This is a genomic window from Serratia sp. 25CWL12 (assembly GCF_055790885.1).
Genome location: NZ_CM147698.1, coordinates 4,097,121 through 4,120,741, shown reverse-complemented (window position 1 = coordinate 4,120,741; position 23,621 = coordinate 4,097,121). Strand labels below are relative to the sequence as shown.

General features: G+C 48.7%; 22 protein-coding genes. 11 read left to right on the top strand and 11 right to left on the bottom strand.

The genetic code is table 11. The features are described from left to right. Positions 1-307 precede the first annotated feature (307 nt). The 4 genes from ACX9GV_RS17930 (at position 308) to ACX9GV_RS17915 (ending at position 5,478) form a co-directional block, all read left to right on the top strand. Positions 308-1,219: a cation diffusion facilitator family transporter gene (locus ACX9GV_RS17930; protein WP_037384984.1), complete on the top strand. Its 912-nt coding sequence runs from the start codon at positions 308-310 to the stop codon at positions 1,217-1,219. A gap of 424 nt (positions 1,220-1,643) precedes the next feature. Continuing rightward, positions 1,644-3,560, top strand: coding sequence for a PTS mannitol transporter subunit IICBA (locus ACX9GV_RS17925; protein WP_473196422.1), 1,917 nt, complete (start codon positions 1,644-1,646; stop codon positions 3,558-3,560). Positions 3,561-3,623: 63 nt separating this feature from the next. Then, the gene (locus ACX9GV_RS17920; protein ID WP_473196421.1) at positions 3,624-4,778 is read left to right on the top strand and encodes a mannitol-1-phosphate 5-dehydrogenase; all 1,155 of its coding nucleotides are present in this window, start codon (positions 3,624-3,626) and stop codon (positions 4,776-4,778) included. 142 nt (positions 4,779-4,920) lie between these two features. Next, a complete protein-coding gene (locus tag ACX9GV_RS17915; RefSeq protein ID WP_473196420.1) occupies positions 4,921-5,478 on the top strand; it encodes an MltR family transcriptional regulator in 558 nt (185 codons plus the stop codon). A gap of 743 nt (positions 5,479-6,221) precedes the next feature. Here the strand turns inward: ACX9GV_RS17915 and ACX9GV_RS17910 are convergent. Further along, on the bottom strand, positions 6,222-8,189 hold the full coding sequence (locus tag ACX9GV_RS17910) for an RNA-binding domain-containing protein (protein WP_473196419.1): 1,968 nt from the start codon (positions 8,187-8,189) through the stop codon (positions 6,222-6,224). Between the two features lie 817 nt (positions 8,190-9,006). Beyond that, entirely contained in the window at positions 9,007-9,870 is an 864-nt protein-coding gene (locus ACX9GV_RS17905; RefSeq protein WP_023490025.1) for a YicC/YloC family endoribonuclease, read from the bottom strand. A gap of 130 nt (positions 9,871-10,000) precedes the next feature. Here ACX9GV_RS17905 and rph point away from each other — a divergent pair, with 130 nt between their 5' ends. Continuing rightward, entirely contained in the window at positions 10,001-10,717 is a 717-nt protein-coding gene (gene rph, locus ACX9GV_RS17900) for a ribonuclease PH (RefSeq protein ID WP_023490026.1), read from the top strand. Between the two features lie 88 nt (positions 10,718-10,805). Next, on the top strand, positions 10,806-11,447 hold the full coding sequence (pyrE, locus tag ACX9GV_RS17895; RefSeq protein ID WP_023490027.1) for an orotate phosphoribosyltransferase: 642 nt from the start codon (positions 10,806-10,808) through the stop codon (positions 11,445-11,447). A gap of 65 nt (positions 11,448-11,512) precedes the next feature. On the opposite strand, the gene slmA is transcribed toward pyrE, so the two are convergent. The 3 genes from slmA to coaBC form a co-directional block, all read right to left on the bottom strand. After that, the gene (slmA, locus tag ACX9GV_RS17890; protein WP_023490028.1) at positions 11,513-12,109 is read right to left on the bottom strand and encodes a nucleoid occlusion factor SlmA; all 597 of its coding nucleotides are present in this window, start codon (positions 12,107-12,109) and stop codon (positions 11,513-11,515) included. 219 nt (positions 12,110-12,328) lie between these two features. Next, positions 12,329-12,787, bottom strand: a complete 459-nt coding sequence (gene dut, locus ACX9GV_RS17885) for a dUTP diphosphatase (protein WP_023490029.1) — start codon at positions 12,785-12,787, stop codon at positions 12,329-12,331. Beyond that, the gene (gene coaBC, locus ACX9GV_RS17880) at positions 12,765-13,982 is read right to left on the bottom strand and encodes a bifunctional phosphopantothenoylcysteine decarboxylase/phosphopantothenate--cysteine ligase CoaBC (protein ID WP_473196418.1); all 1,218 of its coding nucleotides are present in this window, start codon (positions 13,980-13,982) and stop codon (positions 12,765-12,767) included. Before coaBC ends, dut begins: the two co-directional genes overlap by 23 nt. Before the next feature lie 196 nt (positions 13,983-14,178). On the opposite strand from coaBC, the gene radC reads away from it, so the two are divergent. The 4 genes from radC (at position 14,179) to mutM (ending at position 16,462) form a co-directional block, all read left to right on the top strand. Next, positions 14,179-14,847, top strand: a complete 669-nt coding sequence (gene radC, locus ACX9GV_RS17875) for a RadC family protein (RefSeq protein WP_200874164.1) — start codon at positions 14,179-14,181, stop codon at positions 14,845-14,847. A 262-nt stretch (positions 14,848-15,109) separates the two neighbouring features. Beyond that, entirely contained in the window at positions 15,110-15,346 is a 237-nt protein-coding gene (gene rpmB, locus ACX9GV_RS17870) for a 50S ribosomal protein L28 (RefSeq protein WP_004931195.1), read from the top strand. An 11-nt stretch (positions 15,347-15,357) separates the two neighbouring features. Next, a complete protein-coding gene (gene rpmG / locus ACX9GV_RS17865; RefSeq protein WP_002208990.1) occupies positions 15,358-15,525 on the top strand; it encodes a 50S ribosomal protein L33 in 168 nt (55 codons plus the stop codon). Positions 15,526-15,652: 127 nt separating this feature from the next. After that, complete coding sequence (mutM, locus tag ACX9GV_RS17860) at positions 15,653-16,462, top strand: bifunctional DNA-formamidopyrimidine glycosylase/DNA-(apurinic or apyrimidinic site) lyase (protein WP_023490032.1); 810 nt, start codon at positions 15,653-15,655, stop codon at positions 16,460-16,462. Here the strand turns inward: mutM and coaD are convergent, their stop codons facing one another. The 3 genes from coaD to waaA form a co-directional block, all read right to left on the bottom strand. Next, positions 16,463-16,948, bottom strand: a complete 486-nt coding sequence (coaD, locus tag ACX9GV_RS17855; RefSeq protein ID WP_473196417.1) for a pantetheine-phosphate adenylyltransferase — start codon at positions 16,946-16,948, stop codon at positions 16,463-16,465. Positions 16,949-17,010: 62 nt separating this feature from the next. Further along, positions 17,011-17,781: a glycosyltransferase family 2 protein gene (locus tag ACX9GV_RS17850; protein WP_473196416.1), complete on the bottom strand. Its 771-nt coding sequence runs from the start codon at positions 17,779-17,781 to the stop codon at positions 17,011-17,013. Beyond that, on the bottom strand, positions 17,782-19,059 hold the full coding sequence (gene waaA / locus ACX9GV_RS17845) for a lipid IV(A) 3-deoxy-D-manno-octulosonic acid transferase (RefSeq protein WP_023490035.1): 1,278 nt from the start codon (positions 19,057-19,059) through the stop codon (positions 17,782-17,784). It abuts the gene before it with no gap. Positions 19,060-19,182: 123 nt separating this feature from the next. On the opposite strand from waaA, the gene ACX9GV_RS17840 reads away from it, so the two are divergent. Continuing rightward, positions 19,183-20,199, top strand: a complete 1,017-nt coding sequence (locus ACX9GV_RS17840) for a glycosyltransferase family 9 protein (protein WP_473196415.1) — start codon at positions 19,183-19,185, stop codon at positions 20,197-20,199. A gap of 33 nt (positions 20,200-20,232) precedes the next feature. On the opposite strand, the gene ACX9GV_RS17835 is transcribed toward ACX9GV_RS17840, so the two are convergent. From ACX9GV_RS17835 to rfaQ, 3 genes are read right to left on the bottom strand one after another with little or no spacing between them, the layout of a single operon-like run. Further along, positions 20,233-21,330, bottom strand: a complete 1,098-nt coding sequence (locus ACX9GV_RS17835; protein ID WP_473196414.1) for a glycosyltransferase — start codon at positions 21,328-21,330, stop codon at positions 20,233-20,235. Positions 21,331-21,332: 2 nt separating this feature from the next. Next, positions 21,333-22,460, bottom strand: coding sequence for a glycosyltransferase family 4 protein (locus ACX9GV_RS17830; protein WP_473196413.1), 1,128 nt, complete (start codon positions 22,458-22,460; stop codon positions 21,333-21,335). Beyond that, entirely contained in the window at positions 22,457-23,539 is a 1,083-nt protein-coding gene (gene rfaQ, locus ACX9GV_RS17825; protein WP_023492585.1) for a putative lipopolysaccharide heptosyltransferase III, read from the bottom strand. The genes ACX9GV_RS17830 and rfaQ overlap by 4 nt, the downstream gene beginning before the upstream one ends. Positions 23,540-23,621: the final 82 nt, after the last annotated feature.

Genomic DNA, 23,621 nt, shown 5'->3' with positions numbered 1-23,621 from the left:
AACTATCCAGGTACATTGACTATCCAGGTACATTCGAGCGGCTTTCAGGCTGTAGTTTGAATGTACCTGAGTATAGTGTCCCCCTTTTTTCAACGCCTTGTCATCCTTCCGTACCCTGATCTCTATACTACACTTCAGTTATCGGGCCGAAAACGCGCGGTCGAAGCATAACTATGGCCAAGTTCAATTAACTTGCAGGATAAAACATCTGGCTTTTTGAATACCCCGGCGACTTGTTTGACGATGGGTATATTCAACAGCGCCGTAAAATACGGGAACAGAGCCATTCGGTCAGTTGGAGGTCATTATCGTGCCCAGTACTCAACGTGAACAACAGCTTTTAAGGCGCTCAATTTATGGTGCTCTTGGGATATCTTGTTTGAGTATCACCTTCGGTTTTATTACCGGCTCAAGATCGATCATGTTTGATGGTATGTACGCCATATTGGATGCGACCCTATCCGGCTTGGCGTTATTCGTATTACGGCTAATCGGGCAAAACCCGAGCAGTCGCCGTTTTCAATACGGTTTTTGGCACGTAGAACCCTTGGTTCTGGTATTTAACGGCAGCCTACTGTTGTTACTCTGTCTGTATGCTTTTATTAACGCGATTCAAAGTCTTTTGGGAGGGGGAAATCATTTTGAGTTAGGGTGGGCGATAGCCTATGCCTTTAGTATCACCGTCATTTGTTTTGCGATATTTTTGAAACAAAAAAACGCTAACAAAGGGATATCTTCCCCACTGGTCGAGTTGGACGTGCGGGGCTGGATGATCTCCACAGCGATCAGTGCCGCGATCTTTGTCGCTTTTATCCTCGCCTGGTTTTTACAAGACACGCGCTTTGCCTATCTGGTCCCCTATGTGGATTCGATGATACTGGCAGTCCTGATCCTGTTTGTCATGCCAATGCCAGCCAAAATAATCTTTAATGCCATAAAAGAAGTTCTGATGATGACACCTGCAGCATTGGATAAAAAGGTGGAAGAGTTAATGCAACAACTTAGCCGTGAATACGGCTTCATCAAATATTCCCACTATGAAACACGTATAGGTCGCGGATTATTCTTGGAGATCTATGTCGTTCTGCCAGAAAGCATGGAACATATCGGCATCAGCCAGTTGGATTTGATTCGTGAGCGTATTGTCCAGGTTATAAAGGATCCAGAATTGGATTTGTGGATCAGTGTTTCTTTTTGCCGGCATGAAAAATGGCTTTGAGTGTCAGCCAGAGATGTGGGTCGCTGAGTTTGCCTGGTCAGCTCTCTGGCAGAGTGGGTGCCGCAGGGAAGATCCCATTCAAGAGCGCGGTTCGCTTGTGGTGCGTAAAATAAATTGTGATCAATGTATCAATTTAAGAACAAACCCTTCGGACAATAACGTGATTTTAATCACGTTATTGGCTGGCGGTGACGCTTTATCAGTGTCTATTATTTCTAATATCGAAAGTAATTGTGATTTCAATCACTAAATCCACTGGGTTAACCCCCTCTGTTTTGTGATTTTAATCACGTTTCTTGGGTGGGGTTCGCGTAGTCAGAGGAGCGTGGTAGAGTCCATTTCGCAAACAGCAGCAACACGGCTGGATATGACAACAATGAATGCGCGCTCTTATTGTCAGCGCGTAGCAATAGGGGGGTGTTTTATGTTTTCACCAGATATCAAGGTTAAAGTGCAAAACTTTGGCCGTTTCCTAAGCAATATGGTTATGCCCAACATTGGCGCATTTATCGCCTGGGGTATTATCACCGCGTTATTTATCCCTACCGGTTGGGTGCCAAATGAGACATTGGCCAAGCTGGTTGGGCCAATGATCACCTATCTGTTGCCACTGTTGATCGGTTATACCGGCGGTAAATTGGTGGGTGGCGATCGTGGTGGTGTGGTTGGTGCAATTACCACCATGGGTGTCGTGGTGGGTGCTGATATCCCGATGTTCCTCGGTGCCATGATCGCGGGTCCGCTGGGTGGTTGGGCGATTAAGCATTTTGACCGCTGGGTAGATGGCAAGATCAAAAGTGGTTTTGAGATGTTGGTGAACAACTTCTCCGCCGGTATCATCGGTATGCTGCTGGCACTTATCTCCTTTATGGGGATTGGGCCATTGGTCGAAGCGCTCTCCAAAATTCTGGCGGCGGGTGTACATGTCATGGTGGTTAATAACCTGCTGCCATTGACCTCGATCTTTGTTGAACCAGCAAAAATTCTGTTCCTGAACAACGCCATCAACCACGGTATCTTCTCGCCGCTGGGTATTCAGCAAGCCTCAGAGGCTGGCAAGTCTATCTTCTTCCTGATTGAAGCCAACCCGGGCCCAGGTATGGGAGTCTTGATGGCTTATATGTTCTTTGGCCGTGGTAGTGCCAAACAGTCTGCTGGTGGTGCCGCTATCATCCACTTCCTGGGTGGTATCCATGAAATTTACTTCCCTTATGTACTGATGAATCCACGCCTGCTGCTGGCGGTGATTCTGGGTGGTATGACAGGCGTATTCACGCTGACGGTATTGAATGGGGGTCTGGTATCGCCGGCTTCCCCAGGGTCGATTCTGGCCGTATTGGCAATGACGCCAAAAGGGGCCTATTTCGCCAATTTGGCTGCCATCTTCGCTGCTTTCCTGGTCTCCTTCCTGGTTTCTTCTTTCCTGCTGAAAACGTCGAAAGTTAAAGAGGAAGAGGGTCTGGAACAAGCCACCCGTCGTATGCAGGAGATGAAGGCGCAATCCAAAGGGGCTAAAGCGCCTAATGGAGCGGTAGATGGTGACCTGAGTACCGTGCGTAAAATTATTGTGGCTTGTGATGCGGGTATGGGTTCCAGTGCGATGGGGGCGGGTGTTCTGCGTAAGAAAGTGACAGATGCAGGACTGAAAAATATCTCTGTTACCAATTGCGCGATCAACAGTTTGCCGGAAGATGTCGATCTGGTGATTACCCACCGTGATTTGACGGAACGTGCCATGCGTCATGCACCACAAGCACAGCATATTTCATTAACCAATTTCCTGGACAGTCAGTTATACAGTGATTTGACCGCACGCCTGCTAGCCGCTCACAAAACCAGCGAAACAGAACAGAAAGTGATTTCAACGTTGGATGACAGCTTTGAAGCCAGCGAAAAGAACCTGTTTAAATTGAGTGAAAATAATGTGTTCCTCGGTCTACAGGCTAGCGACAAACAGCAGGCAATTCGCTTTGCTGGTGAGCAATTGGTGAAGGGCGGCTATGTGGAACCTGAATACGTAGAGGCGATGCTGGAGCGTGAAAAGCTCACTTCTACCTACTTGGGAGAGTCGATTGCCGTACCACATGGCACCATCGAAGCGAAAGATCGCGTACTGCGTACTGGCGTGGTGTTCTGCCAATATCCGCAAGGCGTGCGTTTTGGTGACGGTGAGGATGAGGTTGCCCGTCTGGTGATTGGTATTGCAGCCCGTAATAATGAGCATATTCAGGTGATTACTTGTCTAACCAATGCATTGGATGATGAAACGGTTATTGAGCGGTTAGCTAATACGGTAAGCGTCCAAGAAGTTTTGGAACTACTTGGTAGTAAGAAGAGCTAATATCACAGCACTGTTTTAAAGGGTGCACCGGGTGCACCCTTCGATATTAACAAAGGTAGAACTATGAAAGCATTACACTTCGGCGCGGGTAATATCGGCCGTGGGTTCATCGGCAAGTTACTGGCTGATGCTCATGCCGAACTGACTTTTGCTGACGTTAACCAGACGTTGCTGGATGAACTGAACCAACGTAAAAGCTACCAGGTACACGTGGTAGGTGATGAATCACGTATTGAACAAGTGAATAATGTCAGTGCGGTTAACAGCGGCAGTGAGCAGGCGGTGGATTTGATTGCTGAGGCGGATATTGTGACAACAGCAGTTGGCCCACAGGTCTTGGCTAAAATCGCCGGGACTATTGCCAAGGGGTTGATTAAACGCCATCAACAAGGAAACACCCAGCCACTCAATATCATTGCTTGTGAAAATATGGTGCGCGGCACCAGCCAGCTCAAGCTCTCTGTTTTCGACGTATTGCCGCAGGATGAGCAGGTTTGGGTTGAACAGCATGTCGGGTTTGTGGATTCTGCCGTAGACCGTATCGTGCCACCCGCAGAAGCCAACAGCAGCGATCCGCTGGAAGTTACCGTGGAAACGTTCAGCGAATGGATTGTGGATCAGACTCAGTTCAAGGGGCCCCCGCCTGCTATTGCGGGTATGGAGTTGACTGACAACCTGATGGCGTTCGTCGAACGCAAGTTGTTCACTCTTAATACTGGCCATGCAATCACGGCTTATCTGGGGCAGCGTGCCAACTTACTGACAATTCGTGATGCGATTCTCGACCCACAAGTTCGTCAGGTGGTACGAGGGGCGATGGAAGAGAGTGGTGCGGTGTTGATCAAGCGTTATGGCTTTGATGCGGATAAACATGCCGCTTATATCAACAAAATCCTCTCTCGCTTTGAAAACCCCTATCTGCATGATGATGTTGAGCGTGTTGGGCGCCAGCCACTGCGTAAACTCAGTGCAGGCGACCGCTTGATTAAGCCATTGTTGGGAACATTGGAATACGATTTGCCACATGGCAACCTGATAAAAGGGATTGCGGCCGCCATGAGTTACCGCAGTGAACAAGACCCGCAGGCCAAAGAGCTGGTAGAATTGCTGGAAAAATTGGGGCCAAAAGCGGCACTGATACAAATTTCTGGTTTACCGGCTGACAGCAAGGTGGTGGAAGAGGCGGTGGCTGCGTATAACACCATGCAGTCGCAGTAAATTCCATGGCGCAATAAATCGGTGTCAATAAACACTCCCTTACTTCACGGATAACGGTTAGGATGCAGGGCAAATTTTTTTGCCCTGCATATATTGATTTCCGCCAAGAAAGGGCACCCCTAATGCTGTTCGAAAAGTGACGATGATTGACACAAAGGCATTTGAAAACAAAGTATTGGAAAAACTGAATGCTGGCAAAACGGTACGTAGCTTTCTGATCGCAGCGGTCGAGTTGTTAGCCGAAGCGCTGAACGTATTAGTGGTGCAGGTATTTCGTAAAGACGATTATGCGGTGAAGTATGCCGTCGAACCCCTATTGTCTGGTGCTGGCCCGCTTGGTGAACTCTCAGTTCGCCTTAAACTGATGTATGGCCTGGGGGTTATTTCACGGCATGAATATGAAGATGCCGAGTTGCTGATGGCAATGCGCGAAGAGTTGAATCATGATGGTACTGAATATCGCTTTATTGATGATGAAATCCTGGGGCCCTTTGGTGAACTGCACTGTGTGAGTGAATTCCCCCCAGTACCCACCTTTTTACAGCCGAGTGAAGCGGATGAGTCGTTGATTGCCATGCAACACCAGCGCTATCAACAGATGGTACGTTCCACCATGGTGTTATCGCTTACCGAACTACTGGCTGGCATTGGTGCTAAACAACCGTCCAGGCTCTCGCCACTGGGTGAGCAAAAATCGTAGTAGCGAGTTAACGGGTTTCTTGTCGATTTATGTATGGAAACTTGGCAGGGCCTTCTTGTTTATTCCCCATTGAGTAGGTTTGACCGGCAGCGATAACAGGCTTGCTTGGATCACCATTCTGCACGACAAGATAGCAAGGTATCTGGAGAGCTTAACGTCTTTAAGCTCAATGCCTCTGAGCTAATTTTGACCATTGCGAGGACATTCTCGAAATGGTCTCCGACAGAATGACCGCTGTTTAAACAAGCTTCTTTTGCGCGTTCTAACACTCGAGCAAAGTGTCGGTATTCTGAGTAATCCAGGATGTTGGATAGGTCACGGACCAAAACTCAATGCCATTGTCATCCTATTGTTTGAATTGCTCAAATGGCTGGTGGTGCGTACTCATCCGACAATCTTACGTAAACATTGCGTATTCTTGCTGCCTGATGCTGCTCCATAACAATAAAAAAGTCCGCTGTTACCCGGGCCCTCTGGTTTTTTGCGGCTTGTTGATGCTTCCTGAATGGTTGAATCTATTCATTGAGTATCGGATTTAAAGCCTTGTGGATACTGAGTTTCTTATTATGTGATTTTCTATTGTGTACACCCTTGTGTACACGGTAAAACGGAGTGCTCGTTTAAGTTGCTTGTTTTTCACTCAGCGCAGCAGAGTTTTAGTCGATACTTATTACGTGATTATCGCTCTTACTGCTTGGCTATCTGCACTAACTCAAAGAAGCTACACCTGAAGCCCATGCAGATTACTTGATTGTATAACCCTGCTTTGGTGAGTTTGGTTTATTCGGAAATGCCAATCGCAACTCATTTTCTTCAACCATTGTTTTCAAGTGGCTTTGCCTGATGTTTTGCGCAGTTCTGTTGATAAGCTGACTCAGTACGGATATGGCCATGAAATGCTCGCTGCATAGTGCTTTAATGACATTGCGTATTTCTTCGGTAGATAACCTTTTTTTCTCCCTGGTTAATTTTGCAATATGCTCTAATTGTTGTTTAAAGGCGGGAGCAAGGATATCAAGTTCATCAACAAAGGGTTTGTCGAGCAAGGGACTTACAAGTCGTCCCGAAGGATCTCGGTTTTTCTCTCTATGCGTTAAGCGGTCACCACTATACGTGGAGTTTATGCCGCTATGCGTTAAGCTATCGCTACTATGCGTTAAGTTGGCTTCTGCTCTTAACGCATTGGGAAATACATCCTCGGGGGATAGTGGCTCCATTCCCGGCAAGCTATACGACTTGTCCCGGCGTTCGCCACTGGAAACTAAAAATCCTTTAGCCTCCAAACGTGGTAGGGTTAGAGTTACATCTCTCGGGTGTTTGCTTGTGAGTTGGCATGCTCTCTGGTGGTTGACCCATCCCTCAATGGCCGCAGTGGTTACGATCATTCGTTCAAAATCATCAAGAGTATTAAAGGCTACTCCAAATAATGCCTGCAAAAGATCAAAGGTTTCTGTTGGTATCAGGCTTGCCGTTGAAAGTTCGAGCACTGTTTGTTCTGTAGGTTCTGTTTTTTCATAGAGCTTAGGGATTCTCCAGTTTGCTGATTGCCATCCACTATAAATTTTAGGAATACCTGAGCCTGCTCTTTCCCCCGCCCCTATGTTCAAAAACATTTGGTGCATACGTCTGTTACGGCAATCACTCTCTCCACCTTTGATCGCTATTTCTGGTGGTATTCTCATTAGTCCAGGGTTTCGAAAACCGAACATATCAGGACGTTTGACCACTAAAATTGAAGCTCTACCGGTGAAATCTGCATGTACCAGGGTATTTACAAGGGCCTCCCGTAGGGCTACATGAATGAGTGTTTCATCAAGCCTTATTCCCTGCTTAATATTGAATGGAATTTTAAGCTCAGTAGTGAGTTTTCTGTACGTTCTACGATAAAAATCGAAAACATTTCCCGACCATGTACCATCTGGACATATTCGATCAATCCATCGTTGTTCTGTCTTGGCTTCTGGGCGTTCTTGATAATCAATGAAATAGTTAGGGGCAGCGTCCTGTATGGCTTGCCAAGTACCAAACATAAGAATTCCGGCAAAAGTCATACCCTCCTCACCAGATTGACGATCCCTTCTCCATCCGCCTATTTTTTTCAAAAAATCAAAAAGCTCTAACTCTAACCAAGGGTGTTGAGGTTTTGCTGTAGATAACAATCTCTTATAAGCGTTGAGGCTTTCCATTTCGATATCAGCAATATCAAAGCCTGGTAATATCTTGTCATCTCTAGAACTCTCAATCTGTTCAGCCATCATCCTGCGAACTTGTTCTTCAGAACAACGATGGTCACCTTCATGCATTCTGAACCATGTTTCTGTTATTGGTTGATTGTTTAAATAGACTGGTTTTTGCTCACGTCTTGCAATCGGTACCTCAATGACAAGTATCTCTTTGCCGTCTAATTTGACAGTTTGAACAAGCTGATCAGTAAGAAGATTAACGTTTACCTTTTTCTTGCTGCCTGCAAGGTCAAAGAGCTGCTTTTTGACGGTATTAACATCCGGAATACCCGCAACAGTGAACTCACCTTTCTTTTCACGAATACCTAAAACAACATATCCACCGCGACAATTTGCCATGGCGCTATAAGTTGGCCAGAAGTCATCCGGCAACTTGCCTCTACCATCTTTCCCTTGAGCCAATTTAAACTCCAGCTCTGAGGATTCAGATAGCGCACGCAGATCTGTCAGATCAGATATCCGGAACACTGTACCTCCATGTGAGTATTGTGGGTATAAATTGGTCGTATCTTACCCTAGTTTAAGTGATAAGAAAGTCCAGGAAGGATCATTAAAACGCCAAATTAAAAATATAACTGTATGTTTGAACAGTTTTTTAAGTGGGTAGCCTTGTGTGGTAAGAAGGCGAGTGATCTACAATCCGTTATGACGTTAAGCCTATCCGTGATCAATTGTTCCTTATCCGTTATGAGATTGGTGGAGTTCATTAGAGTAGGAAACTCTTGACGGAGAAGCTGTATGCACCGTTATCTAATAACCGTTAACTCCGCCGGTGGATCATCAATCCCAGCGCCAACAGACAAAGCCGATTACCTGCATCGGGTACGGGTTGGGCTTGTCCGACTCCACCAGAACTGTGGCGGCGGCCATAACTCGGCCCATTCGTGTCTTTATGCGCCTGGGTGTGTTGGTGATTGTGCCGGTAATCGTTGCCGTGTGCTGCGCAGCCTTTTCACGCCGATTCTTTCGCATCGATACCACCTCTCAGAGTTTTTTGTTATCGACTCGCCGTGGCCATGGTCATTTTACAGAATAAAACTCCGATATGAGGCAAGATCCATACCGTCACGAATTGCCTGGTAAATTGATACATCTTGCCAAGGCTGGTTCAAGTCATCAGGCCAAACTCATTTTAAGGCGATCTCGACCAATTTTTGAGGGGCAAAGCGAGGTACATGGCAATAGTGTGCTTTCTTGCTTCTTTATGCTAGCTCATAACAACAAAAAAGCCCGCTGTTTGGCGGGCTTTCTGGATTTATGCGGCTTGTTGATGCTTCCTGAATGATTACTCGATATTCTGGATTTGCTCACGCATTTGCTCAATCAATACCTTTAGTTCAATGGCTGAGGCTGTGACCTCCGCATTGATTGATTTTGAGGCCAAGGTATTCGCTTCACGATTGAATTCTTGCATCATAAAGTCGAGACGGCGGCCCACCGCTTCTTTTTTCTTCAGGATATTGAACGTCTCTTTGACGTGCGCTTCCAGACGGTCCAGCTCTTCTGCAACGTCAATGCGTTGTGCCATTAGCACCAGTTCTTGCTCAAGACGTGTGTTTTCTAATTGCACTTGCGCTTCTTCCAGCTTACTGACCAGCCGTTCACGTTGCCATTGCAGGATATTGGGCATCTGGGTGCGTACTTTTGCCACTTCAGTGTTTACGCCCTCCAGCCGCTGTTCGATCATGCCTTTCAGTGCACTACCTTCGCTTTCGCGTGCCGTAATAAAATCGTCGAGCGTATTTTCCAGTAACTGCATCAGCTCTTCACTGATGACATCCAGATCTTGTTCCTCTGCGGACATAACACCTGGCCAGCGTAATACATCGATGGGGTCTATCTCCCCTTCATCGCTTTGCATTTTCACCCAGTTGGCGGCTTCAACCAGTTGTTTGGCCAGCTTTTCGTTCAGGATCATCGAGCTCTGCGCACTTGGGTCGAGTTCGAAACGTAGGTTACATTCCACTTTGCCACGAGTCAGGCGGCCACGGATACGATCGCGGATCACCGGCTCAAGGCTACGGAATTGTTCCGGCAAGCGGATATAGGTTTCAAGGTAGCGCTGGTTAACAGAGCGTAGCTCCCAGGCTGCACTACCCCATTCGCCCTTGATTTCACGCCGGGCATAGGCGGTCATACTGCGGATCATTGTTGCTTACCCTGTAATAGCTAAAGATGCGTTGATTATAGCGTTGCACCTGAGGGCAGGATAGGCATAACGTCACGAAGCTCGTATAATACGCCTCAAATTGTTGATAAGAAGCCGGAGAAAACAGCCCATGCGTCCTGCAGGCAGAGCACCACAACAAATTCGCCCCCTGACAATGACCCGTCACTACACCAAACACGCTGAAGGTTCAGTGCTGGTCGAGTTTGGCGATACCAAAGTTTTGTGCACCGCCACCGTCGAAGAGGGCGTTCCACGCTTCCTGAAAGGTCAGGGGCAAGGGTGGGTGACCGCTGAATACGGTATGTTACCGCGTTCTACCCATAGCCGTAATGCGCGCGAAGCAGCGAAAGGAAAACAAGGTGGGCGCACGTTGGAAATTCAGCGCCTGATTGCACGTTCACTACGGGCTGCTGTCGATCTGAAAAAACTCGGTGAATTCACCATTACTTTGGACTGCGACGTATTGCAAGCCGATGGTGGCACCCGTACCGCTTCAATTTCAGGTGCCTGTGTGGCCCTGGCCGATGCGCTGAATGCGTTGGTTGCTGCAGGGAAATTGAAAACCAACCCGATGAAAGGTTTGGTGGCGGCAGTTTCGGTGGGCATCGTTAATGGTGAAGCGTTATGCGACCTGGAATATGTTGAAGATTCTGCAGCAGAAACCGACATGAATGTGGTGATGATGGAAGATGGCCGCATGATCGAGGTGCAGGGTACCGCCGAAGGTGAGCCGTTCAACCATGATGAGTTGCTGGCCTTGCTGGCATTGGCCCGTGGGGGTATCGAAACCATCTTTCAAGCGCAGAAAGCGGCGTTGGCAGAATAATTTTTCAAAGGCGACGAAGTCGCCTTTTTTACAACTTAAATTTGCAACCACAGCATAAACATTACAGTTCAGACGAGGAAAGTGAGTCATGAAAGCCTATCAGCGCCAGTTTATTGAATTCGCGCTTAGCAAACAGGTACTGAAATTCGGTGAGTTCACCTTGAAATCGGGACGTACCAGCCCTTATTTTTTTAATGCTGGCCTGTTTAATACCGGGCGCGATCTGGCGTTATTAGGGCGTTTCTATGCTGAAGCCTTGGTGGATTCTGGTATTGATTTTGATCTGCTGTTTGGCCCAGCCTATAAGGGCATTCCCATTGCTACGACCACCGCGGTCGCACTGGCGGAACATCATGACCGAGATATGCCTTATTGCTTTAACCGTAAAGAGGCCAAGGATCATGGCGAAGGTGGCACTTTGGTGGGGAGTCCACTGCAAGGGCGGGTGATGCTGGTGGATGATGTGATCACCGCAGGGACGGCGATTCGTGAGTCAATGGAGATTATCCAGGCTCATCATGCCACTTTGGCTGGGGTGTTGATCTCCCTTGATCGTCAAGAGCGCGGCCGTGCTGATGTTTCGGCAATTCAGGAAGTAGAGCGCGATTATCACTGTAAAGTGATCTCAATTATTACGCTCAAGGAGCTGATTGCTTATCTGGAAGAGAAACCGGAGATGGCTGAACATTTGGCAGCGGTGCGGGCGTATCGCGAACAGTACGGAGTATAAAGAGTGATGCCGGGTTAACCCCGGCACCTCATTCATCACTATTTAAGTAGCGCTACTTCAAAAGATTATTGCAACTGTGCTGCCAGGAGTGGCCAGCGGGCATCGAAATCCTGTGTTGGACTGTAGCGGAATTCAGACCGGATATAGCGTGAAAATAGCCCTTCGCAAAATGCCAATAATTGGCTGGCCAGCAACGTTTCATCAACGTTAAAGCCTTTCCCTTCACGCAGTTTACGTTCCTTCAGCACCTGACGTAGCTGTGCTTCAATACGTTCAAACAACTGGTTGATCCTACCTTGCAGGCGATCTTGCTCAAACATCAGTGCATGCCCGGTGATGATACGTGTCAGGCCTGGATTGCGCTCAGCAAACCCAAGTAGGAGTAGCATAATCAGGCGCAGACGGTTGAGTGTCTCTTTTTCATCCTGCAGGATCAGATTGATGCGCGTTATCAGGGTGTCTTCAATAAACTCGATCAGGCTATCAAACATTCGTGTCTTGCTAGGGAAGTGCCGGTAAAGGGCTGCCTCAGAGACACCTACGTTCGCGGCAAGCTTGGCTGTGGTGATACGCTGGCTGCCATCGCTGGATTCCAGCATCTGGGCTAACGCCTGCAGTATGTCCTCGCGCCGATTCCTTTTGGTATTTTCTTTTTCTGCCATGTGTAATAAGACCCTTGCTAAAACAGCCGACACCCACCGTCTTTCAAACTGCTGTCGGGCAATTTGAATCAACCTGGATATAAGCCAAAAGTTTCTCCGACAATGATTCTGCGTGTGACCGGGTACTCGGTATTTTATTGTCGGGTAAACCTTGCCATAGAGATGTCTTCCTCTTTTGGGCAGCAAGGTTTTCAGTGATCATCTTAAGATAGAGCAACCCTATTGGCGTCCCGAATGGCCGAAACCACCGGCTCCACGCTCGCTGCTATCAAACTCAGTCACCAGATTGAACTCCGCTTGTACAACTGGCACAAACACCATTTGTGCGATGCGTTCACCGGGTTCAATGGTGAAAGATTTCTGGCCACGGTTCCATACCGACACCATTAATTGGCCTTGGTAATCGGAATCGATCAAGCCAACCAGATTGCCGAGTACCACCCCATGCTTATGGCCCAGACCCGAGCGCGGCAGGATCACTGCGGCAAGACCGGTATCGGCAATATGAATCGCCAGACCGGTAGGGAGTAAAGTGGTTTCGCCGGGTGCCAACTCGACAGCACTGTCCAGACAGGCGCGCAGATCAAGACCAGCAGAGCCTGGGGTAGCATAGGTCGGTAATGGGAAATCTTGACCGATACGTGGGTCGAGGATCTTAACGTCGATTTTTTTCATCATAACGGCTGATTATCTCGTCTATTAAACGTTGGCCAAGGGATGCCTTGTCACTATGGGCGAGGCGTTTTTCTCCATCTTGCCAAAAAAGATGCAGTGCATTGGTATCACTATTAAAACCATGCTCTGCAAGCGATACATTGTTAGCGCAGATTAAATCCAGTTTTTTACGCGCCAGTTTTTGCCGGGCGTATTCTTCCACATTCTGGGTTTCTGCCGCAAACCCGACGACAAAAGGTCGATTTTTGTTCATCAGGGCAACACCCGCAACGATGTCGGGATTTTTTACCATTTTAAGGGTGATGGTATCACCCTGTTTTTTGATTTTTTCATTGGCAACCTGCTCTGCCCGATAGTCAGCGACGGCGGCACAGGCAATAAAAATATCTTGTTGTTCGACCTGTTGCTTTACTGCTTGCTCCATTTCCAGTGCACTGATGATATCCACACGAGTTATGCCAGGGGGCGTTGGCAGGCTTACCGGCCCAGCCACTAACGTCACTTGTGCCCCACGAGCAGCAGCAGCATGGGCGATGGCAAAGCCCATTTTGCCGGAGCTGTGGTTGCTGATAAAGCGCACCGGGTCCAGCGCCTCGCGAGTAGGACCCGCGGTAATCATAATTTTTAATTGTTTCAGATCTTGTGTCGCAGAAAAATAGCTCTCTGCCAGTTCAATGATCTGCAGAGGGTCCAACATGCGCCCAGGCCCAACGTCGCCACAAGCCTGGCTGCCACAATCCGGCCCCCATAATAGCAAACCACGGGCTTGCAAGGTTTGCAGATTCGCTTGGGTGGCGGTTGCGCGATACATTTGCTGGTTCATGGCCGGGGCTGCGGCGATGGGGGCATCGGTTGCCAAGCAGACGGTGGTTAACAAATCGTTAGCCATACCGGCGGTGATACGAGCCAGCAAATCAGCGGTGGCCGGAGCCAGGATCACCAAATCAGCCCATTTACCTAATTCGATATGTCCCATGGCAGCTTCCGCCGCAGGGTCGAGGAGATCGTCGGAAACCGGGTAGCCGGAAACTGCTTGCAGTGTCAGTGGGGTAATAAATGCTTTGGCGGCGGTGGTCATTACCACCCGTACCTCTGCCCCCCTGTCGCGCAGTCGCCGTACCAACTCTGGGCATTTGTAAGCAGCGATACCGCCACTGATACCCAGCACAATATGTTTACCGGAAAGTCCCGTCATCATGATTGTCCGATTGAAAATCTAAAGATGCAGCATATTAGCATAACCACTGCCAGGGAGCGCGATTCTGCTGTGTATGCAGCCAGTTGCATGGTGGTTTTCGCTATGCATCGCAATGTTATCAAGCACCTGTCGCTGTCCAAAATCTCTCGAGGCATACTCTGTGGCTTGCAGGGAGGAGGCGATGAGTAGTCAAGATATGTCTATATGGCCAGGGGCTCTGGCGCCCAGAGAGAAACTGATGCGTGATGGTGCGGCGGCGCTGTCTGACATCGAGTTGTTGGCAATTTTTTTACGAACAGGTTCACCAGGCGTGCATGTTTCACAACGTGCTGAACAGTTATTGGCACATTTTGGCTCGCTGTATCACCTTATTTCGGCTGATTACCAACAATTTTGCAGCCAGAAAGGGTTAGGGATAGCGACGTATACACAGCTACAGGCGATTTCTGAATTGGCTTTCCGGTTATTTTCTGGCCCCCATCTGTTGGAGAATGCTCTACTCAATCCGAAAATTACCCAGCATTATTTGCATAGTTTGCTGGCTCATCACGAACGGGAGGTTTTTTTAGTGCTTTTTTTGGATAATCAACACCGGGTGATTCGCCATCAGGAGATGTTTGCTGGTACCATTAATAGTGTCGTCGTGCACCCAAGAGAAATTGTGCGTGAAGCGTTGAAGGCTAATGCAGCGGCCATCATTTTGGCGCATAATCACCCATCGGGTAAGGCGGAACCTAGCCACGCTGACCGTTCAATAACCGAGCAAGTGGTCAATGCTTGCCGATTATTGGAGATCCGAGTGCTCGATCATGTGGTGATTGGCCGGGGAGAATGCGTCTCTTTTGCTGAGCGTGGATGGCTTTAAGTCACTTTTTCGCGATCCTTGTGGGATCTTTATTTGTTCGGGACTTGAGCACTTACGCTTCAGAGCGTATACTACGCCACCTTTGAGAATCTTGGGTTTGGCGTTAAGAGCCTATCTCAGCAGGTTTCTGACCTGATGTGTGGTTTCTGACCTGATGACGAGAGTCTCCTCAGTATGAAGTTTGCTGAGATGGGCTCTAAAAGCCTGACGAGGCGGCCATACCCCTTTGAGCTCGAGCTGATTTGATTTTTGGAGAATAGACATGTCCCGAGTCTGCCAAGTTACTGGCAAGCGCCCGGTGAGCGGTAACAACCGTTCCCACGCAATGAACGCGACTAAACGCCGTTTTCTGCCTAACCTGCACTCACACCGTTTTTGGGTTGAGGCTGAGAAGCGCTTTGTCACTCTGCGTGTATCTGCTAAAGGTATGCGTGTTATTGATAAGAAGGGTATTGAGACGGTTTTGGCCGATCTACGTGCCCGTGGTGAGAAGTATTAAGGAACTGAATCATGGCTAAAGGTGTTCGCGAGAAGATCAAGCTGGTTTCTTCTGCTGGTACTGGTCACTTCTATACCACTACGAAGAACAAGCGTACTAAGCCGGAAAAATTGGAACTGAAGAAATTCGATCCAGTTGTCCGTCAACACGTGCTCTACAAAGAAGCTAAAATTAAATAATTTTAGTGGATTATAATAAAAACCCGGTCTAGGCCGGGTTTTTTTCGTTGTATCACTCAGTAAGCCAAGTTGTTGTCGCCGATATCCCTTATAGCTTGGAGTAACAAAAGCAGAGAAGGAGCCTGGTATGCCTGAATTACCTGAAGTCGAAACCAGCCGCCGTGGCATTGAGCCTTATCTTGTTGGTCACCACATTCAGTATGCGGTGGTACGTAATTCTCGCCTGCGTTGGCCGGTTTCAGAACAGATCCTGTCATTGAGTGATCGGTTGGTACGTAGCGTGCAACGCCGTGCTAAATACTTGCTGATTGAGTTAGATGATGGCTGGATTATTGTTCACTTAGGCATGTCTGGCAGTTTGCGCATGCTGACAGAGGAGACTGAAGCCGGTAAGCATGATCATGTTGATCTGGTGATGAGTAATGGCATGATCCTGCGTTATACCGATCCGCGCCGTTTTGGTGCTTGGCTGTGGTGTGCAGACCTTGCGCAGAGCTCGGTGTTAGCTCATCTTGGCCCAGAGCCGTTGAGCGAAACGTTCAATGGTACTTATCTCTACCAGAAATCCCGCGACAAACGCACATTGATTAAGCCTTGGTTGATGGATAACAAACTGGTGGTTGGGGTGGGTAATATCTATGCCAGTGAGTCACTGTTCAGTGCGGGGATCCTGCCGGGTCGTCAGGCCGGGTCATTAAGCCAAGCAGAGGCAGAGTTGTTGGCAGCAACCATCAAGGCGGTTTTACTACAATCCATTAAACAAGGTGGCACGACATTGCGTGATTTTCTGCAATCAGATGGCAAACCTGGGTATTTTGCGCAACAACTGCAGGTTTACGGCCGAGCAGGAGAGCCCTGCCGCGTCTGTGGCACCTTGATTGATAGTACAAAACACGGGCAGCGCAGCACCTTTTTTTGCCGCAACTGCCAGCATTGATTACTGTTTGGCGAGTTTTTCCATTAATGCCTTGGCAACGACATCAGGCAGAAAGGCGGTGATATCACCGCCATGGCGAGCGACTTCTTTCACCAGTGTTGAAGAGATGAATGACCACTGTTCCGATGGCATCAAAAAGACGCTTTCAAGCTGTGGCATCAGGTGGCGATTCATATTTGCCAACTGTAATTCATATTCAAAATCAGACACGGCGCGCAGGCCACGTACCAGAATATTGGCATTCTGATGGGCGGCAAAGTGTGCCATCAGTTCACTGAAGCCCTGTACTTCAACATTCTCCAGATGTGCGGTCACCTGTGTAGCCAAGGCTACGCGCTCTTCCAGCGTAAACAGAGGTTTTTTGCTCGAACTGGCGGCAATAGCCAAGATGATGTGATCAAACATCTTTGAGGCGCGGGTGACTAAATCCAGATGACCATTGGTCATGGGATCGAAAGTGCCAGGATAGATTGCTTTGCTGCTCATCACTCATATTCTCTGAATAGACCTAACGACCTTCAAGAAGCAGCATGGCTGTATCTTGAGGGTTATTGGGTAACGTTACGTCCCAATGCCCACAGTGCGGCATATTTATTGAAAGTATATTGCGCGTTGACCATGGCTAACAGCAAGCCTTGTTTACCATCAAGAAAACCAGCCCGTAGCAACCAGGTTTTGCAGAAGGCTCCCAAGGTGTGGGTAAGGATCGACAGGTAACCACAACGTTTACCGGCCTGATGGCGCTGGGCAGCCCACTGTTCGGCGTAATGCAGTTGTTTACGCTGAAAAGCAAAAAAGTCGCGGCAGGTCAGGTGTAGCAAATCACCTTTTAATGGCACAATTTTGGCGCCCGCCGTATTGAGTGACTCGTGAACTAAATCATCGTTGTAACGATAATGGGCGTTGGCATACAACCGATTGACCCGATCCGGATACCAACCACTATGGCGCATAAAGCGGCCAAGGAACAGATTGCGGCGCCCAAGGCTGTAAACCACGTTGTCTTCTGCAGTTACCAGCGCTTGTTCAATTGATTGGCGTAGCTCTGGTGTGACACGCTCATCGGCGTCGATCATCAGAATGTAATCCTGGGTGGCATAGCTTTGCGCTTTTTGGCGTTGCTTGCCAAAACCTTGCCACTCGGTATGCGTAAATACTTTAGCCCCCAGGCTTTCCGCCAAGGCGACAGAACCGTCTGTACTGCCGGAATCGAGAACGATGATTTCATCAGCCCAAGAGACCGATTGCAGACACTCAGGCAACAGCTCGGCTTCGTTTTTAGCGATCATCACAACCGAAAGACGTTTACGGTCGCTCATCTAGTGACTCCGTGGCGGCAGATAGGGTTGCAGCAATTGCAGCAGATGCTGCAGTGCTCCCTGATTCTGATACAACACCTCAACGGCATGACGGCCATAGTAATGGCGGTAATCTTCATCAGTCAGTAATGTCGCCACTTCTTTTACCAGAGCATCGACATCATTGACCGTGATAAGTCCCCCCGCTTCGGTGAGCTTGGCACAGATATCTTTGAAGTTGAAGGTATGCGGCCCCATCAGGACGGGAATGGCATGCGCAGCAGCCTCCAAGGGATTATGCCCCCCACGTTCCACCAGGCTGCCACCAACAAAAGCCAAATCGGCAATGCCATACAGCAGCATCAACTCCCCCATGGTATCGCCAATCACCACCTGCGTACTACCGGAGGGGATCTCACCACTGCTACGAGTGATATAGCTAAAACCCGCTTTTTGTGCCAGTGCCTTAGCGGTAGGGAAGCGTTCTGGATGGCGTGGTACCAAAATCAGTAATAAGTTCGGGTAGGTGATCAATAACCTGCGGTGAGCCTCGAGCAACAAGGTTTCTTCACCCTCATGCGTGCTGGTGGCGATCCACACCGGACGGCGTGGTGCCCATTGGCGGCGTAGCGTAATGGCCCGCGCGGCAAGTTCTGGTGTCACCGAGATATCGAATTTCAGGCTACCGGTGATAGCCAGTTGAGAGCGTTTTAAGCCTAGGGCAAGAAAGCGCTCACCATCCTCATGATTTTGAGCAGCAATCAAGGTAATATGCTGCAGGATATCTTGAATAAATCCGCCAATTTTTTTATAGCCTGCTGCGGAGCGTGCAGAAAGGCGAGCATTGGCGATGACCAACGGGATTTGGCGTTGATACAGCCCATTGATCAGGTTTGGCCAAAGTTCGGTCTCCATGATGATCACCAGCTTAGGCTCAACCTGCTTGAGAAAACGGCGTATGGAACCCGGCAAGTCATAAGGGAGATAGACGTGGTGAACATCTTTACCAAAGGCGGATTGCACACGCTCAGAGCCGGTTGGTGTCATGGTGGTGACGGTAATCGGCAGGTAGGGATAACGGTGACGCAGCGCTCGAACTAACGGGATTGCGGCCAGGGTTTCGCCAACGGAAACTGAATGCAACATAATACCGCCCGGCACCACTTTTCCGGCGCAGAAACCGTAGCGTTCAGCCCAGCGTTTACGATAGGCAGGCGCTTTGCGGCTACGCCATAGCAAACGGAGCCAGATCAGAGGTTGGATAAGGTAGAGTAGTACCTGATATACACGAAGCAGCATGCTATCAATTTCATTTATATGCGTTATTCTGAATAGTATCATATCCAGCACGGAAAGGTGCTAGTTTGGTGGTTTGAAGAGCGCTGGCGACGACTGACACAAGATTTGGCTGATAGGTTTGGAATGAAGAATATTTTAATAATACGCCGTGACAATATTGGTGATTTGGTTTGTACCACTCCATTGATTGAAGGAGTGAAAATTGCCTACCCTGATGCAAAACTGTATCTGTTGATCAATAAAGTCAGCCAAGACGTGGTGAAGCATAACCCCCACCTTGAAAAGGTATTCGTGTATAAAAAGGCGAAACATAAAGCCAAGAATGAGACAACACTGGGTGTCTATTTTCAACGGTTAATCATGCTCTGGCAGTTAAGAAAAATAAAATTTGATGCAGTGATCCTCGCTAATCCAGAGCCTTGCAAGTATAGCTTACGCATGGCAAAAATGATTGGGGCTAAAAATATTATCGGTGCTGATTTAGGCACCAGCGACATTCATCATCCTTTTAAATCAGCTAATTTTCATGGTAAACATCAGGTAGAACGTACCTATAGCTATTTGTCGGCAATAACGGATAAGGTTATTCCGATTCCACCTGTGCGTGTCTATCTAACCGATGAAGAGCGTCATATCGCCAGGCAACGTTTAAAGGCATTGTTACCTGCCAGCAGTGGGCATCTCTATGCTGTGCATTTCAGTAACCGCAGAGTAAAGAGTAGTTGGCCACTGGAGCGCTATGCTGAGATTATTCGTCACTTAACGACGGATCATCATGCCTCGGTACTGATTTTTTGGTCACCGCCGGGTACGTTGGCTCCAGATGATATTGGTGATGATAAACGCGCTGAACAGTTGTTGATGCAGTGTCAAAATCCGCGAGTGGCGCTGTATCCCACCGCCTCGGTACGTGAGTTGCTAGCCGCATTTGATTTGTGCGATCTGGTGTTGTGCAGTGATGGTGGTCAAATGCACTTGGCTGCGGCATTGAATAAAAAGCAGGTGGTATTTTTTGGTGAGACCAAACCGGAAGAATGGCATCCTTGGTCGGATGATTATCAGATAATACAGGCTACGAGTGGTAACTGTGCTGATATTCCGGTTGAAGAGGTTTGGCAAAAAATGCAACAGTTAAAATAGTTTTAAGCAAAGGCAGGGCAACCCTGCCTATGTTTATTTTTTTAATGCAATATATTGTTCACAAATAGGTTTTAGACCATAACTTAATAATTGTTGATGATTAATTTCGGGAGGGTTGGCATAAATGTTTGCCATCTTTTCCGCTAGAGATTTTTCATTTAATTCGGCCAGTGCATTGCTCATACCTACTTTTTCCAGGATTTCCTGTGGCCCACCGGGACAACGCGTGCTAACCACTGGAGTCGCACACAGCAATGCCTCAACCAGTACGTTGCCGAAACCTTCATTGTCTGAACTAAGCACCAACATGCGCGCGTGTTTGATAAATGGGAAGGGGTTGGCCTGAAAACCAAGAAATTGTACTTGTTCATGGATCCCCAACTCTTGCGCTAACTGTTTTGTCTCTTCGACTATTTTTTCTTCTCCGCCACCCAGTAATACCAAAGGGGCTTTAATACCGGAGAGCGCATAGGCTTTCAGCAAGCGGTCATGGCGCTTGTGTGGATGGAAACGGCCTACATGTATCAGATAATCTTTGCCTGCTAACATGCAGGGCTCGGCGGCTTCTTGTTCTATTGCTTTGATATCGAAAGGATTGTTGATTATTTCCAATCGATTGGGCTCAATTCTTAAATTTTGCTGCAGGTCATGGCCTACCGCCTGTGAGACGGCAACAATATTTTTGTGCTGATAGATACTTGCTATCTTGCGGCGCTTTAACCAGCGATCCAGCCCAGCTCGGTGGCCCAGATAGGAAGTGGAAAGAATACCGTGTATGCAGAACCAGAGACGTTGCTGATCAATCACTTTACTACGGCTGACAATACGATCCGTCTTATGCAGGTTAGAGAACACCAGGTCATAACGGCCCTTTTGCTGTTCATTGGTACTAATTGTTCGGTCCAGCATGGCAGCACGACGTGACAGCTCAGTCAATTTGCGCCAGGGTGTCCTGCAGGTGTCGGGAATCACTTGATAATTAATCCCAGCAGGGATGGGATAGTTACAGATATCACGCAGTGAAATCAGGCTGATGTCATGCCCTGCTTGCTGCATGCCTTGGCATAACGTCAGTACTACCTTTTCTGCCCCGCCACCAGGCAGACCGTCGATAATCATCAGAATACGCATAGTTAATCCAGCAGTCGGTTATAGAGTGCAATAAGTTGTTCTGAGAGTTGTGTCGGTGTTGCCGACATAATACGCTGCCTTGCCGTTTCTCCCATGGCGGACCCCAACGCTTGCCGAGGTAATGCATCAATTGCTTCGGTCAGCGCGCGGATATCCAGTGCATCGCTGACAAATCCATTTGCACCTGGGGTGATAAACTCGGCCCCACCGCAGGTGGTACTGGTGATCACCGGTAATCCACATGACATCGCTTCCAGGATTACATTGGGGAAGGGGTCGTATAAGGTTGGCAGCAGCAGAGCATCTGCAGCTTGGTAGAACGGCAGTGTTTGTTGCTGCACGCCCATAAAGCGCACTCGGTGGCCACAACCCAGTGATTGCGCCAGTGCTCGGTAACGTTGCTCGGCTTTGTCTTTACCCACGACCAATAGATAACTCTCGGTTTCGGCTACCGCACGGATGGCTGCTGCCAGCCCTTTACGTTCAAAACCGGAACCGACAAAGACCAGGCAGTGTGCTTGTTGGGGAAGTTGAAATTGCGCGCGCAGTTGTTGCCGTTGCTGTTCACCCGCAGGTAAAAATTTCTGGTTATCAATAGCGTTGTAGATCACGCTGATTTTATCCGCAGGGACGCTAAAGTCGTCGATAATCTCTTGCTTGATCATTTCGGCATTACAAATCACCGCTTTTAACTCAGGTGCGGCATACATGGCGCGTTCAGCGCACATGACATAACGATGGTAACGGTTAGAGAATAACCATTTGCGCCGCCACTCCGGCAGCAGGCGTGCTCGCTGCAACAGCCAGCGGCGGTGTACGCCATCACCCGCACGATAAATATCGCAGCCAGGGATGCGCTCATGACTTTGTACCAGATCGAAATGCTCTTTTTGCCACAAGGCTCTAGCGGCCAGCGCAAAACCACGCTCGCGGCTGATACGGCCAAATTTCATCGGGTTGCACAGATGGATATGCCATTGCGGATTGGCATCACCTTGCCATTCGCGGGTGATAACGTTCAGATCCAGATCCTGTTGCTCGAGAGCCTCCAGTGCCCGGGAAACAAAACGTTCTGCCCCGCCATCTGGGCGGTATTTTTGGCGAACAATTGCCAAACGAAATGTTTTCATGCCAGGGTGCTCCGCGCGGCTGCAATCACCACGTCTGTAGGAATAATGTTGAGGTAACGCTCATCAGTGCGGGTATTAACCGCATCAGGGTCTGGCAGTTCGCCATAGTTCCCCGCCCAAATTACCTGGCCGATGACTTGCCAAGGGCGCCAGAATGTCAATTTTGATGGCCCGAAAAGCGCCACGCAAGGCGTCTGTAATGCTGCTGCCATATGCATAGGGACAGAGTCGACACCCATAAACAGTTTGGCGTGATCAATCAGAGCAGCCAACTGCCGCAGCGTCAGTTGCCCTGCCAGGGAAACGATACCTGGCTGTGGGCACAGCTCCAGTATTTGCTTGACCATCTGCTGCTCTTTGGTATCGGGCCCGGAGGTTATCACTAATTGGTGTCCATCAGCCTGTAGTGCGCTGATGGTAGCGGCCATTTTTTCTTCACTCCAACATTTAAAGAACCAGCGTGACGTGGGTTGTACCACAATATAGCTATCCTTGATGCCATGCTGGCGTAAAAGTTGTTGGCTGGCTTGCCAGTCTTGCGCGCTGTAACTCATGGTGACTTGCTGGCTGAGATTGGGTAAACCGAGCGGTTGCAGCAATGAAAGGTTCTGCTCAACAGTGTGCAGATGCTGATGTTCAGCCACCGAGACCAATCGACTATGGCAATGGCGCCACAGAAAACCTCGGCGTTTGGGAAAATCGAACCCCAGGCGGATGCGCGCCCCGGTTAAACGTGAAAGTAGCGCGCTGCGCCACTGATCGGCAAGATTGATCACCAGATCGTATCGTTGGGCTCGGAGCTGACGGATCAAACGCCACTCATGGCTGAGATGAGCTTTGAGGCCCTGCTTTTTCCATTGGCGATCGATAACAAATATCTGTGATAGTGCCGGGTTGCTGGCCAGCATATCTTGCGTTTCTTGATACAGTAATATGTCGATCTGGGCTTGGGGGTAGTTCTGTCGCAAAGTATTGATGACTGGGGTAGTCAGCAGCATATCGCCGTGATGGCGCAGTTTAATGATCAGAATATGCTGTATTGGCGTGGCAGAAGCCGAGGCTAACGCGTCGTTCATCATAAGTCGCTTTCAGTGAAACCAAAGTGTGATTCTAAATGACCTAATCGTATGTTGCTACTATTGCCAAGTTTTCTTACCGATA